This window comes from Nonomuraea sp. NPDC050691 (assembly GCF_040654455.1).
Taxonomy (GTDB): domain Bacteria; phylum Actinomycetota; class Actinomycetes; order Streptosporangiales; family Streptosporangiaceae; genus Nonomuraea.
In genome coordinates this window covers 1-16,407 of the sequence record NZ_JBFAIA010000046.1, presented here as the reverse complement: position 1 = coordinate 16,407, position 16,407 = coordinate 1, and the positions used below count along the sequence as shown (strand labels likewise).

Here is a 16,407-nt window from a genome sequence, read left to right as displayed (position 1 = left end):
GTCCTGTCGTGGGCACGTCGAGCCTGCCCGGAGGCGCGTCATGACACGGGCTTCGAAGCGCACGCCCCCGGACGGCGCCACCCCCCACGTGCTGGCCCGCTCCGGCGGCCCTCTTACGCTGGGCGCGGGGGCACCGGCCCCGCCGGGCATGCTCCGGCTCACCCGGCCCGACTCCACCGGCCAGGCGCTCCCGGTGTGGCCCGACGGCGTCACCCCCGCCCTGCTGGAGGAACACCAGGTGGCGCCGGTGCCGGTGGAGCGTTCCGGCGAGACACGCCGTGTCCTGGCCGCGTGCCTCAAGTGCTGCTGGACGGACCACTCCATCGACCCGTGGCCGGGCGAACCCGCGCCGGTGGAACTGGTGCTGGCGACGTACCGGGCCCTGATCGGCCGCACGGACGACCTCATGCGCAACTGGGCGGTGGGGGCGCTGCGCCGGCTGCACGACTCGGCCTGGGTCGTCATGGCGGACGGGCTGGTGACCCTCGGCCCGAGGTGCGCGCTGTGGCCGGTGTCGTCGCTGGCGCAGCTCAAGGAACTCGTACGCCGGATCCCGGAGCCGGAGCGCCAGGAACTGAGGGTCGTGGCGGACGCCGACATCGTCGCGGCGGCCCGCGCGACGACCGCCGCCGGAGCGGACCAGGGCGCCGAGGCGGACCAGGGTGCCGTGCCCGCCGAGGGAGAGCTGGAGGAGACGCGCCCCGGCGACGAGCAAACCGAGCCCATGCCTGCTGGGAAGCCGGCCGAGACCCTGCCAGGCGGAGAGCAGCCCGACACTCAGATCGGCGGTGGGCCTGCCGAGCCCGAGTCCGGCGGGGACCCGGCGAAGCTTCGGGCCGAGGGCGAGAGTGCAGAGCCCCTGGCCGACGGGGTTCGCGTGACAGAGCTTCCGCAAGCCGTTCGGGCGGCCGGGGCTCCTGCGACTGAGCTTCCGGAAGGCGGCCTTCGGGCCGCCGGGGGTCGGGCGATCGAGGTTCGGGAGGCCGAGGCTCGGGTTACCGGGGCTCGGGCGGCTGCCTTGTCGGCTCTCGGAGGGCGGGCCGAGGCCGGGGTGGCGGACTTCGACGATCTCCTCGACGGCTACGACGAGAGACGGCGCGCTGAGCTGGTGGCCGCGTACATGGTGGTGGAGTACGCCGCCGAACCCGTGCAGGAGGCGCGGTTCGCCGCCCTGCGCGACCCGGCGCTGCGGCACACGCTCGGCGAGATGCTCGCCCGGCGCGGCCGCACGCTCATCCAACATCGCGAACGCTGGATCTCCGGATACTCCGATGAGGCAGCCGCCCGGGCACTACGCCAGCTCCGCGAGGCTGCCGGTCCCGGTGCCCTCGGCCGTTCCGGCGAGGCCGGCGACGCCACAAGCGGCTCCGGCGCCGCCGATGCCATCGACGCCGTCCTGGACACCCCCGGCGATCCCCGCAGCTCGCGCGACTCCGGCGATCCCGGCGAGGGAACCGTCGGCACGCTCGCGCACACCGTCGCGCCGAACATCGTCGCCCCGCGCGGCGGCGCGCCCCGGCTCGCGTCGGCCGGCGGCAACGCAGACGAGAGCACCACAGCCACGGGCACGGCAGCCCAATCCGCAGGAACGGCCACGTCGCCGGCGGGCACGACCAACCCGGCCGCAGGTGACGCGCCCGCAGGCACGAACACCCCGCTCGCAGGGTCACATACCTTGGCCGCCGGCGCAGCCTCTCTCACAGGCGCGACCACATCTCCCGCAGCCGCAGGCTCTCCCGCAGGCGCGGCGACCCCCGCCGCAGCCGCCACGATCTCGTCCGCAGACACTGCCGGAGGAGCCGAAAGCGCGTCCACCTTGATCGGGGGTGACCCCGGGAGCAACGGTGCTTCTCCGGGCAGAGCCCGGGGTTCGCGTGGCCCTGTGGGGTCGGGTGGCTCGAACGCGTTCGGCGGCTCGAACCGGCCAGGTGGCTCGACAGGACTGGGCGGCGGCTCGAACCGGCCAGGCGGCTCGATGGGGCTGGGTGAGGCCGAGCGCGCGGTGCTCACGCTGGTGCTCGTGCATTCCGTGGCGATCCCCCGCGCCGAAGGCGTGCTGCCGGAGGACACGTGGCTGTCCCCGCACCCCACGCCGGTCGAGGAGCTGCGGCGGCACACCCAAGTGCCGATCGGCGAGCTGGAGGCGGCGCTGCGGGTGCTGCGGCACGCGGGGCTGCTGGCGCAGGTCAAGGCGGGCGAGGAGGCGGGCGGGTACGTGCCCGGCCCCCAGTTCCACCGGCTCACCCCGGCGGCACGGCGGCGGTTGCAGGAGGAGCTGATCCTGGCGGCCGGTCCCCACACACCGCTCGCGGCGGCCGTACGAGCTCGAAGATCCGCCGGATAGGCGCATGAAGCAGACCGCACGACTCCACAGGCGGGCGGATGAGACAGGACCGCGCGACCACACAGGCGAGCGGGTGAAGCAGGACCGCGCGACCCAGGGTCGGGTGGGTGGACAGGTACGGGACTGTCCGGCGGCGGAGCCGGGTCAGTGGATGGCGTGACCGCACAGGAAGGGTGGCGGGAGTTCGAGTGTCGCAGGTGGAGAACGTGGTCGGGGACCGGGTGCTGATCGCTGTACAGGCGGTCAACATCTCGCGGCTCTCGACCCATCCGGTGCCGACCGTCCCGGGCACCCTCATCGTCGTCGCCGGCGCGGGTCCCAAGGACTCCAACGGAGCGGGCAAGTCGTCGTTCATCGCGTCGGTCACGGCGCTGCTGGGCGACGAGCAGTGGCGGTTCGCCTCGGGCGCCAAGGCTGTGTCGGAGCTGCTGTTCAACGCGGAGCTGGCCAGCGGCGCCGGCGGGCGGCAGTGGGCCAGCGCCGACCACGGCTACATCGTGGGGGTCTTCGGCCCGCCCGAGGTGCGTACGGGGGATCTGTCGCGCGTCCTGCCGGCCGGCGCGACGGCGGTCACAGGACCAGGCGGCCTCCGCCCCGACGCGACAGGCCCGGGTGTGACAGGACCGGGAACGGCCTCGGGCACGGCGACCTCGGGAACAGCGGCCCGAGGCACGGCGACCTCGGGAACGGCGGGCCGGGGCACGGCAGGCCCTGGCCCGGAAGCCCTCGAAATGGCGGCCCCGGGCTTGGAGAACCGGGGCGCGGGAGCCCTGGGTGTGGAAGGTGTCAGCGGCAGCGAGGCCGGTGCAGGCGTGAGTGGCGGCGACGGGGCCGAGGGGGACGGTGCGGAGCCGCTGGAGAGCGGGGAGCTGTTCGCCGTGCCCGACACCTCCGGCGGGGCCATGACCGTGTGGCTGCGCGTCAACCAGGAGGCGCCGCATCTGGAGATCCGCTGGCGTGACGGCGTCCACCTGGCGTCGGCCGCGTCCGAGGCGGAGCGGGTGGCGCGGGCCGACGAGATCTGGGCGTCCCTCCCCCGGTCCGCCGGGCGGCGCGACGTGGTGGCGCGTGACCTCACCAAGGTCCTGTACGGCGACCGCGTCCGCTGCGTGTCGTTCCTGTCCACCTCCGTGCGCAGCAAGGTGGCCACCAACCTGTTGTCCCAGCCGCTCAACGAGATCTCCCCGGAGCGGGTGTTCGAGGCGATCGCGGCGCTGACCGGGCTCGACGCCGAGCTGGAGCAGGAGCGGGAGGCACGCCGCGACGAGCACGCCAAGCGGGTGCGCGCGGCGCAGGCCGCCGAGCGGCTGGCCGAGTTCGAGGCGGAGTCGAGGGCGCTGCTGACCACGTTCGACCGCCGCGACCAGGCCCGGGTACGTCTGGCCGAGGCGCTCCGGTGCTGGCGGGGCAGGCAGGCGCGCAAGCTGGCCGACGCGGCGACGAAGGACGAGGCGCTGGCCGACGAACTCGCCGGGCACCAGGCGGCGAACGCGGCGGCGGCCGAGGCGATCGCACTGGTGAAGGCCGAGATCTCCACGTTGAAGGACGACACGCTGGACCGGGGCGTCACCGAGGCGCGGCGGGAGCTGGCGGCGCTCCAGGCGCGGGCCGCCAAGCTGGAGGCGGACCGGGCCGTGGCGGAGAACTCCGCCGACGAGCTGCGCGGCCGGATCCCCGAGCTGGAGGAGGCTCGCCGGTTCGCCGACGGCCGGGACGTCCCTGCGGCGGAGCGGGAGCTGCGCGAGGCGCGGCTGCGCCTGAACGAGGCGTTGAAGGCCCTCGGCGTCGCCGACCGGGAGGTGGCCTCCGCGCAGGCGGCGCTGGACGACGCCGAGGGCGGCCCCGCCGCGGCGCAGCTCAACGCCCTGACCGCGGCCGGACTCCCCGCCACCGGCCTGCTCGACGCGCTGGACGTGGCCGAGCAGGCACGTGACCAGTCCCGCACCCCGGGGCTGAGCCTGGGCGGGCTGCGGGGCTGGCCGCACGAGCACGCGGTGATCGTCGATGCCGGCCGGCTGGACGAGGCCGCCCGGGCGCTGCGTGACCTGCCCGGGTCGGTGCTGGTCAGCGCGGCCGGGGTGAGCGTCGTGGGGGCGTTCGACGGGGTGGCGACCGGGCGCGAGGCGCGCATCAAGGCCGCCGAGCAGCGCCTGAACCGGGCCCGTGACACGCAGGAGACCGCGGCGCAGGCCGTGCGCGACGAGGAGGAGGCCGTCGCCGAGGCGCAGCGGCGGCTCGACGGCGCGCGGGCCGGGGTGCGGCTCGCCGAGGTGGAGGAGCGGCTGGCCGAGCGGCGAGCGCGGCTGGAGGAGCTGGCCGGCGCGCTGGAGGAGGTCGTCCCGGCGGTGGCCGAGGCCGAGCGCCAGGCCGCCGGGCTCGACTTCCGGGCCCGTACGCGAGACATGGAGATCGAACGGCTGGAGGGCCGGCGGCAGCGGCACGAGGCCGAGCGCGTCCAGGCGCGGGAGCAGGAGACCCGCGTCGGCGGCGAGCGGGAGGCGTTGAAGCTGCCCGCGCTGGCCGCAGACTGGGGCGGTCCGGCCGAGACGGCCCGCGAGTGGCTGCGGGCGCTGCCCGAGGAGGAGCGGCCGCGCACCGCCGAGGAGTGGTGGCGGATCGCCGAACGCCACTTCGACCAGGCGCTGCGCGACACGTTCCCGGAGGAGGACGCCGAGATCCCCGAGGAGCTGGCGTTCCTGCTGTCGGAGCGGGGCGGGAGCACGGCGCGCGAGCAGGCGACGTTCGCGGCGGTGTGCGGGGCGCTCGCGTCCTACCTGCGTGGCCAGGAGGAGTACGAGAAGCATCAGCGGCGGCAGATCGAGGCCCAGGTCGTGTCGCGGCAGCGGGACCTGGCGGCGGCCGACAAGGGCGCGGAGGAGGCGGCGCAGTCGACGGCCGTCCACCGGGCGGCGCTCAGCGCGGCGATCAAGGCACGGCTCACCCGGGTGGCGGAGGAGTTCGAGAAGCTCGACACCTCGTACGGCGGATACGGCGCGACGCTGGAGTTCCCGGTGCCGCCCGCGCCGGCCGACCCGGAGCAGCGCTGGCAGTGGCGGGTGACGCCGAAGTGGCGACGCGGCGAGGGGCAGGGGTTCGTGCCGTACAACCGGCGGGCCAACACCGCGCTGATGGACGAGAAGGCGGTCAAGCTGGTGTGCGCGGCGGCGATCGCCTCGTCCGGCGGCGGCCATCTGTGCCTGGTGCTGGACGAGCTGGGCCGCAACCTGGGCAAGGAGCACCGGCGGGAGGCGGTGGCGCTGTTCCGGCGCATCGGCGAGACGTACGGGATCACGGTGATCGGGGCGCTGCAGGACGACATGGAGCCGTACGCGATCGACGCGTGCGGGCAGTACATCAAGCTGCGCCGCTCGTCGGACGCCATGCCGTACAACGAGCCGCCGGTGATCGTGGGGCACGACCAGCACGCGGACCGGGTACGGGCGCTGGCCGCGTACGTGGACAGGGGCCCGGTTGCGGCGTCCGTGTGACTTCTGGTGCGGCTGGGGCTGCGGGGCCGCGGCCTCAGGGCGCGGGGCGCCGGGTCGGGCCGTGCCCGCGTGCGGTTTCCGGCCCGGCGCCGCCTGGCCTCCGGCGACCTGAGCGGCTCACGGGCCTGAGGGTGTCGCGTCGGCGCAGGGCCTGAAGCCGCAACCAGGTGTCGCGTCAACGCAGGGCCTGAAGCCGCAACCAGGTGTCGCGTCAGCGCAGGGCGTGAAGCCGCGACCAGGGTGCGGCTTCACGCCCCTTCCCTCATGCCGGGAAAGACGCTGATCCGAGAAGGCCGCTACACGGCCCGCCGAACCCGGCAGCAGGCGTCCGGCAGCTATTCGCCGGGCAGCGTGCGGGCGAAGTGGGCCGCCGCGGCGTCCGCCGCCGTCGTGACCTGCGGTTCCTGGTCGTAGAAGGCGAACTGGTCGCCTTCGGTCCAGACGAACTCCTTGGGCCCGGCCAGCGCGGCGTGGAAGCGCCGCGCCCCGTGCGGGATGGCGGCGTCCTCACTGTGGACGAGCAGGACGGGCTGGGTGAGCCTGGAGGCGAGGGAGATCGAGTCGTAGCCGAGCCACCCCGGCCATGCCATCACCGCGAAGCGGTTGGGCCACTGCGGGAGGCCGCCCCGGTTGGGGTTGAGGTAGAAGTCGATGTCGAACGGCATGGCGGCGCGAGGGTCGGAGCCGCTGACGACCGGCACGTACTCGACCTCGCCGGTCGCCTCGTACGTGGCGCGTGCCCGTGCGGCCTCGGCGAGCTTGCTCGCGACGCCCTCCTCGCCGCCGTACACCTCCCGGCAGATCTCGGGGTCGTGCAGCCAGGGCGCGACGAGCGCCAGCGACCGGATGCGGGGGTCGTCGACGGCGTTCCCGCTCATGTACATCGCGGCCGCGCAGACGCCGAGGGCGCCGAGACGGGCGGCGTCCACCGCGGGATGTCCGGCGAGGAAGGTGACCGCGTGGTTGATGTCGCGGACCTTCTGTTCCGGCGCCTCGTAGTCGCGCGGCTCGCCCTCTGATTCGCCGTAGCCGGTGAAGTCGAAGGACAGGGCGGCGAACCCGCGGTCGGCGAGCCGTTCGGCGTACCGGTCGGCCATCAGCTCCTTGACGCTCGTCCAGGTGCCCGCCACCACGATGCCCGGCACCGGCCCGGCGCTGCGGGGCAGGAACAGGTTCCCGGTCAGCGCCGCGTCGCCGGCGGAGAACTTCACCTTCTGCATGGTGGTCATGAAACGTTCGCTCCTTCGATCAGTTCGCATAGGTCAGTTCGGCTTTGGTGATGGACGAGCCGTCGACGGTGAAGGCGTAGTAGGCCTCGAAGCCTCCCTGGCCGCCGGGGGCGAAGCGCACCAGGAGGCGCTGGTGCCCGGGCCGGTTCTCGGCGACCCGGATGACGGTCAGGGTGCCGCCGATGACCTCGGCCCGGGCCCAGTCGCGGATCGCGGCGCGGCCCTGGAAACGCCGCCCGACGTCGATGAGCTCCGCGTCGGCGGCGAACGCTCCCGCCAGCGCGTCGAGGTTACGGCCGTTGACCGCGGTGACGTAGGCGCTCACCGGCGCGAGCAGCCCGTCCGCCCCTTGCCGGGGGGTGTCCGCGCAGGCGGCGGGCGTCTTCGCGGGGTCCTCGGCGGACAGCTCCCGCGCGACGGCCTTGATGTTCTCCTGCGCGATGGTCGGAAGGTCCGCGACCGGCGGAAAGCCGGGGTAGGCGCGGTCCAGCTCGGCGATGATCGACTTCTGCTCGCCGGGGCCGACCGTCCTGCCCTCGGGCGAGTCCGGGGCGACGGCCGGCCGGACCAGACCGCGGAACACCTGGAGATACCGGCGCTGCTCGTCGATCAGTGCGCGGGCCGGGCCCGCGGCACCATGCCCCGGGTACATCGTCCTCGCCCCGGGGAAGCGCCCACCGAGCTGGTCGAGGATCTGGAGCCAGCCGCAGCTGGTCCCCTCGATCAGCGCGGGCGTGACCTTGCCGGTCGCCAGGTCGCCGGAGAAGAGGTCGCCGGTGTCGGGACGGTAGTAGACGTCCGCGGTGTCGGACTCGCCGTGGGCGAACGTGGCGGTCTCGAAGCGGAGGCCGCCGGCCCGCAACGGCGCGCCGTCCTCGAAGGTCCGGTCGGCGTAGGTGATCTTGGCGGGGAAGTCCGCGTTCGCCGAACGGGCCAGCGGGTAGAAGCCCCGTTTGTCCTCCCGCATCGTCTTGTCGGTCGACTTGGACGCGTAGACGGGAGCTTGGGGGAACGCCTCGTGGAAGGCTCCCGCCCCGCCCACATGGTCGGGATGGGAGTGGGTGAGCAGGATGGCGGCGACCGGCTTGCCGGTCTTCTTGATCTCCGCCACCGCCTTCCGGGCATCGGCCGGCGTGCGCAGGGTGTCGATGAGGACCAGGCCCTCCGGTGCCTGGATCCAGTAGGTGTTGACCGAACCCGGGTTGGACGAGGCGAAGCGTCCCGGCTCCGCCTTCCGCGCGGGCGTGTCGTCCTGCTGCGCCTGCGACGCCGCGGGCGTGTGGTCCTTCTGCGCCTGCGACGCCGCGGGCTTGTCGTCGTTCGAACAGCCCGCCACCGACGCGAACGCGCATGCGGCGGCGGAGCCTGCGGCGAGAAGGCGCCGCAATCTCTGGTTCATCTGGAGCTTTCGTGGAGTCGGAGTCAGATGCGAGCGGGTTCAGCGGAAGTCGTCCGCGTGGGCCTGTGCCCACTGCTCGAAGGTGCGGGGCTCGCGGCCCGTGACCTCGCGGACGGTCGGGCGGACGATCGACTCGTCGAGCGAGCCGTTCACGTAGAAGTCGAAGAACGCGTCCACGTACTCGGCGGGCGTGGTGGCGAGCAGGTCGGTGCGCGCCTCCTCGTCCGTCAGGCCCACGACCTCGAGATCGCGGCCGAGGACCCCGGCCAGCACGGCGACCTGGTCGGCGGGCCGCATCGCGACCGGGCCGGTCGGCCGGAGGATCTCGCCCCGGTACTCCTCCGACAGCAACGCGCGGGCGGCGACGGCCCCGATGTCGTACGGGTCGACGCTCGCCGCGCGGACGTCCGGGAACGGGACCCGCACCCGATCGCCGGACCGGAGCTGCGGCAGCCAGCGCAGGGCGTTGGACATGAACGCGCTCGGCCGCAGGAACGTCCACGGCAGCCCGGACTCCCGCACGGCGGACTCGGACGCGGCCATGAATCGGGTCACCGCGTTGGTCATGTCGCCGCTCCCGGCCGAGCCGCCGGACAGCAGCACGACCTGTTGCACACCCGCGCGCCGGGCCTCGGCCAGCAGGCCCGGCATGTCGGCGTACCCGGGGAGCAGGAACACCGCCCGGGCCCCGGCCAGCGCTCCGGTCATGCTCTCCGGCCGGTCGAGGTCGCCCGTCACCGTCTCGACGCCGTCCGGCAGCGCTATGGTGTCCGGCTTGCGCACCAGCGCCCGGACGGGTGCACCGGCCGCGGCCAGGGCCCGGACCACTTCGGAGCCGACGTTGCCCGTCGCGCCCGTCACCAAGATCATGTCATTTCCTTCACAGGGCGGTTACCAAGGGAGGGGACGGCCGTCGCGGAAGAACCCGCCGGTCGGGCCGTCGTCGGGCAGTGTGGCCGCCCAGACGATGCCGGCCGCGCCCTCGGCGACGGGACGGCCGCCCGGGCCTCCCATGTCCGTCGCGACCCAGCCCGGGCAGATCGCGTTCACGAGGACGCCGTCACCGCGAAGCTCCGCCGCCAGCATGCGGGTCAGGGCGTTGAGGGCCACCTTGGTGGTGCCGTACGCCGGGGTGCCGCCGCCCATGTTGGTCAGCGACGCCGCCTCGCTGGAGACGTTGACGATCCGGGGGTGCGCGCTCTCGCGCAGGAGCGGCAGCAGCCCCTGGATCAGCCGCCAGGGACCGTACAGGTTCGTCTCGGCGGCCTCGCGGACGACGTCCAGGTCGGCGGACGCGGCGCGCTGCCAGGTGTCGTAGGTGATGGCGGCGTTGTTGACCAGGACGTCCAGCCGCCCGTACCGCTCGGCGACAGCGGCCGCCACCGCCGCGATGTCCTCCTGGGAGGTGACGTCGAGCCGCAGCGGGACGACGTCGCCTCCCAGTTCCCCGGCCGCGGTCTCGGCCGCCTCCGGCGATCGGGCGGTGAGGAGGACGGTGTGGCCGAGTGCCGCCAGCTCGCGGCAGACCTCCCGGCCGATCCCCCGGTTGCCGCCGGTCACGAGGGCGATCATCCGTTCCCCGCCGCCAAGGACATCAGGTTCCGGTTGCCGTCGGCCCAGGTGGCGGTCATCACCACAGCGCTGATCTTCCACGCGCCGGCCGACCGGACCAGGTCGAAGCGGTAGGTGCCGCCCAGCGTCCACAGCTGCGAGCCGAACGGATCGGTGAGGCGGTGTGTGGCCTGGAACGACGCCGTGCAGAGCGCGGTGTCGCCGTCGACGGTCACCAGGTGGTTCGTGATCAGGTGCTGCGTGGCGTCGAACGCGCCAAGCAGGCGCGACCATGCCTCGACGATCTGCGCCGGCGTCAGCACGGCGGGCTCGCCGCCGTTCAGGCTGGTGTAGTCCAGGGTCACCGAGTCCGCGAACACCTCGCCGAGGCGTTCCCACTCACGCTGGTCGGCGTGCCACGCCATGCGGGTACAGGTCTCGATGATCGCCAGGCGATCCTCCGTGGTGCTCATGCCGCCATCGTGGCGCCGACCTTCTCCGCACGTCCAATACCTGCTGTAATAACTTGAGGTTATGGATGCGCATCTACGTGACATGAGGTATTTCGTGGCGGTGGCGGAGGAGCTCAGCTTCACCCGCGCGGCCGAGCGCCTGTTCATCTCCCAGCCGGCGCTGAGCAAGCAGATCCGCCAGCTCGAAGAGCTGATGCGGGTGAGGCTGTTCGACCGCGACCGGCGCACGGTGCGGCTCACCGCGCCGGGCGAGGCGCTGCTGCCGGCCGCGCGCAAGCTGCTCCAGCAGTGGGACGAGGCCCAGCGGGCCGTCGGTGACGCCGCCGCCGCCGAAGCGTCACGGCTGGTCGTGGGCATGTCGACCAGTGTCGGGCGCGGCCTCCTGGGAACGCTGCGGGAACGGTTCACCGAACGCCGTCCGGGCTGCGACCTGCGGCTGCGCCAGGTCAACTGGACCGACCCCACGGCGGGCCTGGCCGAGGGCGAGGTCGACGTGGCGTTCGTCTGGCTGCCGTTCCCCGGTCAGGACGATCTCAACGTCCGGGTCGTGGCCCGGGAGCCGCGCTGGGTCGCGTTCCGGGACGACCACTGGCTGGCCGGACGGGACGAGGTCGACTTCGCCGAACTCCTGGACGAGAATTTCCTGGCGTTGCCGGAAAGCGCCGGCCCGCTCCGCGACCACTGGCTCGCGACCGACGAGCGCGGCGGGCGGCCACCGGTGACCTGCACGACCGTGACGAACGCCGAGGAGACCTTCGCGGCGCTGGAGAGCGGCGACACCGTCGTCCTGCTCGCCGCCGGCAACGCCGAGATCTACCGGCGGCCGGGGATCATGACCATCCCGGTCAGGGGTCTGTCCCCGAGCGTGCTCGCCCTCGCGTGGCGGTCCGGCGATCATCGCAGCACGATCCGTGACCTGGTCGAGGCCCTGTCGCCCGAGCCGCAGCGCCCCCCGGCATGATCCTCCGTACGCTCCTGGTGGCCTTGTCGAAACGCCGGCGGATGGCGTTGAACTGTCGCGCGACGGGATGACGCCGGCGTTCAGCGGCGAAAAATGCGTTGCCGTAGATTCCGGCGAAACGTATGGTTTTGCGCTCGTGATCGCGGTGGTGGAGAGAGTTTTACCTGCCCGGCTGGGGACAGGGTTCCGGTGGGTGCTGGCCTCGAGCTGGCTGACGAATCTCGGTGACGGGGTCGCGGCCGCCGCGGGACCGCTGCTGATCGCGACGTTGACCCGCGACCCGCTGATGATCTCACTGTCGGCCCTGGTCGGCTGGGCGCCGCCGCTGCTGTTCAGCCTGTACGCGGGCGTGCTGTCGGATCGGCACGACCGGCGCAGGATCGTGCTCGTCGCGAACGCGGCACGGGCCATGGTGCTGGCGGCGCTCGTCGCGCTCATGGTGACCGGCACCGTGACCGTGGCGACGGCGCTGGCGGCGCTCACGCTCCGGTCCATCGCCGAGGTGTTCGCCGACAACGCGACGGCCACGCTGACGCCCATGATGGTCGGCAAGGACGATCTGGTCATCGCCAACGCCCGCCTGGGCACGGGATTCATCACGCTCAATCAGCTGGCCGGGCCGCCGATCGGCGCAGCGCTGTTCGGCCTGGGCTTCACCTGGCCGTTCGCGGGCCAACTGCTCCTGGTGGCGGCGGGGATCGTCCTGGTCTCCCGGATCACGTTGCCGCCGCACGGCCGCCAGGCCGGCGGCCCCAAGCCCGACACCGTACGGGAACTCATCGCCGGGTTCACCTGGACCATCCGGCACGCGGCGGTCCGCACGCTGGCGCTCACCATCCTGATCTTCAACTTCACGTTCGGCGCGGCCTGGTCGGTTCTCGTCCTCTACACCCAGGAACAGCTCGGCCTGGGCGCCATGGGGTTCGGCCTGATGACCACGATCGGCGGGATCGGCGGCCTGGTCGGCACCGGCCTGTACGGGGCCATCACCCGCAGGGTGAGCCTCGGCGCCCTGATGCGGATCGGACTCGTCATCGAGACGTTCACCCACCTGGGTCTGGCCCTCACGCATTCACCGTGGGTCGCCGGGGCCATCTTCCTGGCCTTCGGCGCGCACGCCTTCATCTGGGGCACGACCTCGGTCACCGTCCGCCAGCGCGCGGTCCCGCGCGAGCTCCAGGGCCGGGTGGGCAGCGTCAACACCATCTGCGTCTACTTCGGTCTGGTGGTCGGCTCGGTGATCGGCGGTGTCCTGGCCACCCGCTTCGGTGTCGCGGCGCCCTTCTGGTTCGCCTTCGCCGGCTCCGCGGTGTTCGTCGTGCTGCTGTGGCGGCAGCTCATGCTGATCGCCCACGACGACTGAGGCCGGGAGGGGCACGAGCCCAGGAGGTCCGGCCGGGGTCAGGTGGTGGCCGGATCGTCGGTGGCGCGTTCGGGGGGCGGGCCCGTGTACGAGGCGCGCAGACGCAGGAGGGAGCCGCGTTCGTACTCCTCCATGGCGTGCGCCAGCCACCCGGCGATCCGGGCCACCGCGAAGATCGCTTCTCCGGCGCCCGGCACCATCCCGGCGACGGTCGTGAGGGCGGCCAGGGCGAAGTCGACGTTGCGCTCCGGAAGCCGCCGCCTGCGGACCTCGTCGAGGACCGCCTGCGTGGCGGCGAGCCGCTCGTGGCCGGGCGCCGCCTCCCGGACGAGCGCGAGAAGCAGCTCTCCGCGGGCGTCGCCGTTCTTGTAGACGCTGTGGCCGAAGCCGGGGATGCGCTCGCCGCGCCGGATCCGGTCGGCGATCACGCGCGTCGCGCGCCCCGGCTCGGTCACCTCGTCGAGCAGGCGTTCCGCGCCGTACGACGCGCCGCCGTGCAGCGGGCCGCCGAGGACGCCGAGGCCGGTGAGCACCACAGCGTACGGGTCGGCGCGGGCGGAGGCGGCGACCCGCGCGGCCAGCGTGGAGGCGGCCAGTTCGTGGTCGGCGAGGAGGACGAGCGCCGCCTCCAGGGCGGACAGGAGGGCGGGCGTGGCGGGCCGCGGACACAGCCGCGCCCAGAGCCGCCCGGCCACCGACCCGCCGCCCCCCGGCTTCTCGTCGCCTGAAGGCCTGGCCGGGGCGTCGCCCGCTCGTGGCAGGGCGTCGACGAGGCCCGCGACGAGGCGGCGGCCGGTGGCGGCCACCGAGGCGGGGTCGAGCTGGTGGCGCAGCGAGTCGGACGCCCCCAGCACGGTGATGATGACCTGGATCCTGTCCAGGGGCAGCAGGTCGGCGGGCAGTCCCCGTTGCGCCTCGATCGCGGCCCGCAACGCGTCCCGGTCGCACGTCCACGCGGCGGCGCCCCGGAGCGCCCCGTCCCGCGAGCGACCGCGACCCGCCGCAGGCGCGCGACCGCTCCCCCTCGGCGCCGGCAGGGCGCCCGGGTCGGCCGTCCAGAGCCACTCGGCGACCGCCTCGAATCCCGCCGTCCTGGCCAGGGCGAGCGCGTCGCGCCCCCGGTAGTACGGCCGGTCGAGCCCGAGGGCCGTGACGCCCGACTCGATCACGAGCTCCGGCGGCTGCCCCCGGGGCCGCCCGCGCCGCGCCAGCCGCTCGATCTCGCCCGCCTCGAACAGGCTCCTGCGGTCCTCGCCGTGCCGCCGCGTGAGCAGCCCGCGGCTCACGTACGCGTAGAGCGTCGCGGGCTTCACCCCGAGCCGCTCGGCCGCCGTGGCGGCGTCGATCCACTCCACGTCCGGCCTCCCCCCTCGACCGCATGTTGATGAAAATCAATATTGATACACATTGAAAGCGCGTGTCAACGTGAGGGCATGCCCCAGATTCACTTCCTCGACGTGACCAACCGGGACGGCGTGCAGACCGCGCGCACCGGCCTGTCCAAGTTCGGCAAGACCATGGTCAACTTCTATCTGGCCAGGCTCGGCGTGGCACAGTCCGAGATCGGCTTCCCGTTCCTGTTCCACGAGGTCCCGTACGTCCGGGCGCAGGTGGCGCTGGCCGAGGCCGGAGCGTTCGGCGAACTGCGGCTGTCCGGCTGGTGCCGGGGCGTGGCGGCGGACGTGGAGCGCGCGGCGCCCCTGGGCCTGCGGCACTACAACCTGTCCATCTCGACGTCCGACTACATGATCCAGAACAAGTTCCGCGGCCGGCTCGACCGCGACGCGATCGTGCGCGAGATGACCGCCGCCGTCCGCGCCGCCAAGGACGCGGGCGCCGAGACGGTCGGCGTGAACGCGGAGGACGGGTCGCGCACGGACACCGGGTTCCTGGTGGAGTTCGCGCTGGCGGCCAAGGAGGCGGGCGCCGACCGGGTGCGGTACTGCGACACGATCGGCGGCGACACGCCCGGCCGCATCCGGGAGCGCTTCGCGGCGCTGGCCTCGGCCACCGGCATGCCGGTCGAGACGCACTGCCACAACGACCTCGGGATGGCCGTGGCCAACTCCGTCTCGGGCGCCCTCGGCGACCTGGAGGCCGGGCAGGACGCGTGGATCAACACCTGCGTGAACGGCATCGGCGAGCGCTCCGGCAACGCCGACCTGCTGTCCACGATCCTCGCCTTCCGGCACGGGTTCGGCCTGGACGCCAAGGACGCGGAGATCGGCGACCCGCTCGACCTGTCGTGGGCGCGCCGGTTCGGGCTGTGGGCGTCGTACGCGTTCGGGCAGCCGTTGCCGTACAACCAGGTGGGGGTGGGACGCAACGCCTTCGCCCACGAGAGCGGCATCCACGCCGACGGCGCGCTGAAGGACCACGGCAACTACGAGCTGTACGACGAGGCGACGCTCGGCCCGTTCCCCGAGGACTGGCACGACCGCGCCGGCCGGGTCGTGCTGACCGGCGAGTACGGCGGCAAGGCGGGGTTCCGCCACGTCATGGAGGGGCTGGGCGCCGAGGTGCACGACGAGGACCTGACGTTCCGGCTGGTGCAGCTCTGCAACGCGATGAACGGCCGCCCGCTGACCGACGACGAGCTGCGGCTGATCGCGGCCCACCCGCGCGAGCTTTCGCTGCTGTTCCCGGGGTACGAAGCCGCCTGATCCGGGGCGCGTCCACCCGGAGCACGCGACGGCCGAGCCGGGTCACGCCCCGGCCGGCCGCGCCAGGTCGTCGTCCAGAACCCGGCCCCGCGTCTCGGGCAGCGCGAGCACGCACAGCAGGCTCAGCACGGCCGTCGCGCCCACGTAGCCGCCGACGGCCGCGCTCCCCCCACCCGCCTGCAGACCGGTGGCGACCAGCGGCGGCACCGCCCCGCCCAGCACCCCGCCGAGGCTGTAGGCCACCGAGGCGCCGCTGTAGCGGAACTCGGTCCGGAACAACTCGGGCAGGTAGGCCCCCATGGGCCCGAAGGTCAGCCCCATCAGCCCGAGCGCGCCGCCCAGCGCCACCCCGGTGAGGGCGACTGAGCGGGTCTCCATCAGCGGGAACATCACCGGCCCCCACACCGCCGCGAGGGTCATACCGGCGATGAGCGTGCGGCGGCGGCCGAACCGGTCGGACGCCGCCGCCGAGGCCGCCGTGCCCGCCGCCATGAGGGCCACCCCGGCCAGGGTCAGCGCGAGCATGGTGGTCCTGGGCAGGCCGAGCGTCGTGGTGCCGTACGCCAGGCAGTAGGTGGTGGCGGTGTAGAACAGCGTGTACGCGATCGTCATGGCGCCGGCCCCGAGCAGCACGCGGCGCCACTGGTGGCGCATCAGCCCGGCGAACGGCACGCGGGCGACCCGGCCCGCGTCCACCGCCTCGCGGAAGACCGGGGCCTCACGGACGCGGAGCCGGACGTACAGGCCCACGGCGACGAGCGGCAGGCTCGCCAGGAACGGCAGCCGCCACCCCCAGCCCGCGAAGTCCTCCTCGGTCAGCACAGCCCCCAGCACGAGGAAGGCCGGCACCGTCTACGTCGTGTGCCTCAAGAAGGCCTCCTGACGAGACGGCGAAGGGCCGGTACGGCGCACCGTACCGGCCCTCGACGCGTCACT

12 protein-coding genes are annotated in these 16,407 nt (G+C 73.6%); 5 read left to right on the top strand and 7 right to left on the bottom strand.

All coding sequences use genetic code 11. From position 1 onward, the window contains the following. Positions 1-40 precede the first annotated feature (40 nt). A complete protein-coding gene (locus AB0H81_RS19070; protein ID WP_358376005.1) occupies positions 41-2,344 on the top strand; it encodes a hypothetical protein in 2,304 nt (767 codons plus the stop codon). Between the two features lie 188 nt (positions 2,345-2,532). Continuing rightward, positions 2,533-5,832, top strand: coding sequence for a chromosome partitioning protein ParA (locus AB0H81_RS19065; protein WP_358376004.1), 3,300 nt, complete (start codon positions 2,533-2,535; stop codon positions 5,830-5,832). Between the two features lie 335 nt (positions 5,833-6,167). Here AB0H81_RS19065 and AB0H81_RS19060 read toward each other — a convergent pair whose 3' ends face one another. The 5 genes from AB0H81_RS19060 to AB0H81_RS19040 are packed head-to-tail and all read right to left on the bottom strand — an operon-like array spanning position 6,168 to position 10,484. Next, positions 6,168-7,061 carry an alpha/beta fold hydrolase gene (locus AB0H81_RS19060; protein ID WP_358376002.1) on the bottom strand — a complete coding sequence of 298 codons (894 nt, stop codon included), beginning with the start codon at positions 7,059-7,061 and terminating at the stop codon, positions 6,168-6,170. A 19-nt stretch (positions 7,062-7,080) separates the two neighbouring features. Then, positions 7,081-8,460 carry an MBL fold metallo-hydrolase gene (locus tag AB0H81_RS19055; protein ID WP_358376001.1) on the bottom strand — a complete coding sequence of 460 codons (1,380 nt, stop codon included), beginning with the start codon at positions 8,458-8,460 and terminating at the stop codon, positions 7,081-7,083. A 39-nt stretch (positions 8,461-8,499) separates the two neighbouring features. After that, the gene (locus AB0H81_RS19050) at positions 8,500-9,330 is read right to left on the bottom strand and encodes an NAD(P)H-binding protein (RefSeq protein WP_358375999.1); all 831 of its coding nucleotides are present in this window, start codon (positions 9,328-9,330) and stop codon (positions 8,500-8,502) included. 21 nt (positions 9,331-9,351) lie between these two features. Next, complete coding sequence (locus AB0H81_RS19045) at positions 9,352-10,032, bottom strand: SDR family oxidoreductase (RefSeq protein ID WP_358375997.1); 681 nt, start codon at positions 10,030-10,032, stop codon at positions 9,352-9,354. Further along, entirely contained in the window at positions 10,029-10,484 is a 456-nt protein-coding gene (locus AB0H81_RS19040) for a nuclear transport factor 2 family protein (RefSeq protein ID WP_358375995.1), read from the bottom strand. Before AB0H81_RS19040 ends, AB0H81_RS19045 begins: the two co-directional genes overlap by 4 nt. An 82-nt stretch (positions 10,485-10,566) precedes the next feature. Between AB0H81_RS19040 and AB0H81_RS19035 the strand changes: the two genes are divergently transcribed. Next, positions 10,567-11,445: a LysR family transcriptional regulator gene (locus tag AB0H81_RS19035; protein WP_358375994.1), complete on the top strand. Its 879-nt coding sequence runs from the start codon at positions 10,567-10,569 to the stop codon at positions 11,443-11,445. Positions 11,446-11,581: 136 nt separating this feature from the next. Continuing rightward, on the top strand, positions 11,582-12,808 hold the full coding sequence (locus AB0H81_RS19030; RefSeq protein WP_358375993.1) for an MFS transporter: 1,227 nt from the start codon (positions 11,582-11,584) through the stop codon (positions 12,806-12,808). A 38-nt stretch (positions 12,809-12,846) separates the two neighbouring features. Here AB0H81_RS19030 and AB0H81_RS19025 read toward each other — a convergent pair whose 3' ends face one another. Continuing rightward, on the bottom strand, positions 12,847-14,163 hold the full coding sequence (locus AB0H81_RS19025; RefSeq protein ID WP_358375991.1) for a citrate synthase: 1,317 nt from the start codon (positions 14,161-14,163) through the stop codon (positions 12,847-12,849). A 78-nt stretch (positions 14,164-14,241) separates the two neighbouring features. Between AB0H81_RS19025 and AB0H81_RS19020 the strand changes: the two genes are divergently transcribed. Beyond that, entirely contained in the window at positions 14,242-15,471 is a 1,230-nt protein-coding gene (locus AB0H81_RS19020; protein ID WP_358375989.1) for a hypothetical protein, read from the top strand. Positions 15,472-15,513: 42 nt separating this feature from the next. On the opposite strand, the gene AB0H81_RS19015 is transcribed toward AB0H81_RS19020, so the two are convergent. Next, positions 15,514-16,320: an MFS transporter gene (locus AB0H81_RS19015; RefSeq protein ID WP_358375988.1), complete on the bottom strand. Its 807-nt coding sequence runs from the start codon at positions 16,318-16,320 to the stop codon at positions 15,514-15,516. Between the last annotated feature and the right edge of the window lie 87 nt (positions 16,321-16,407).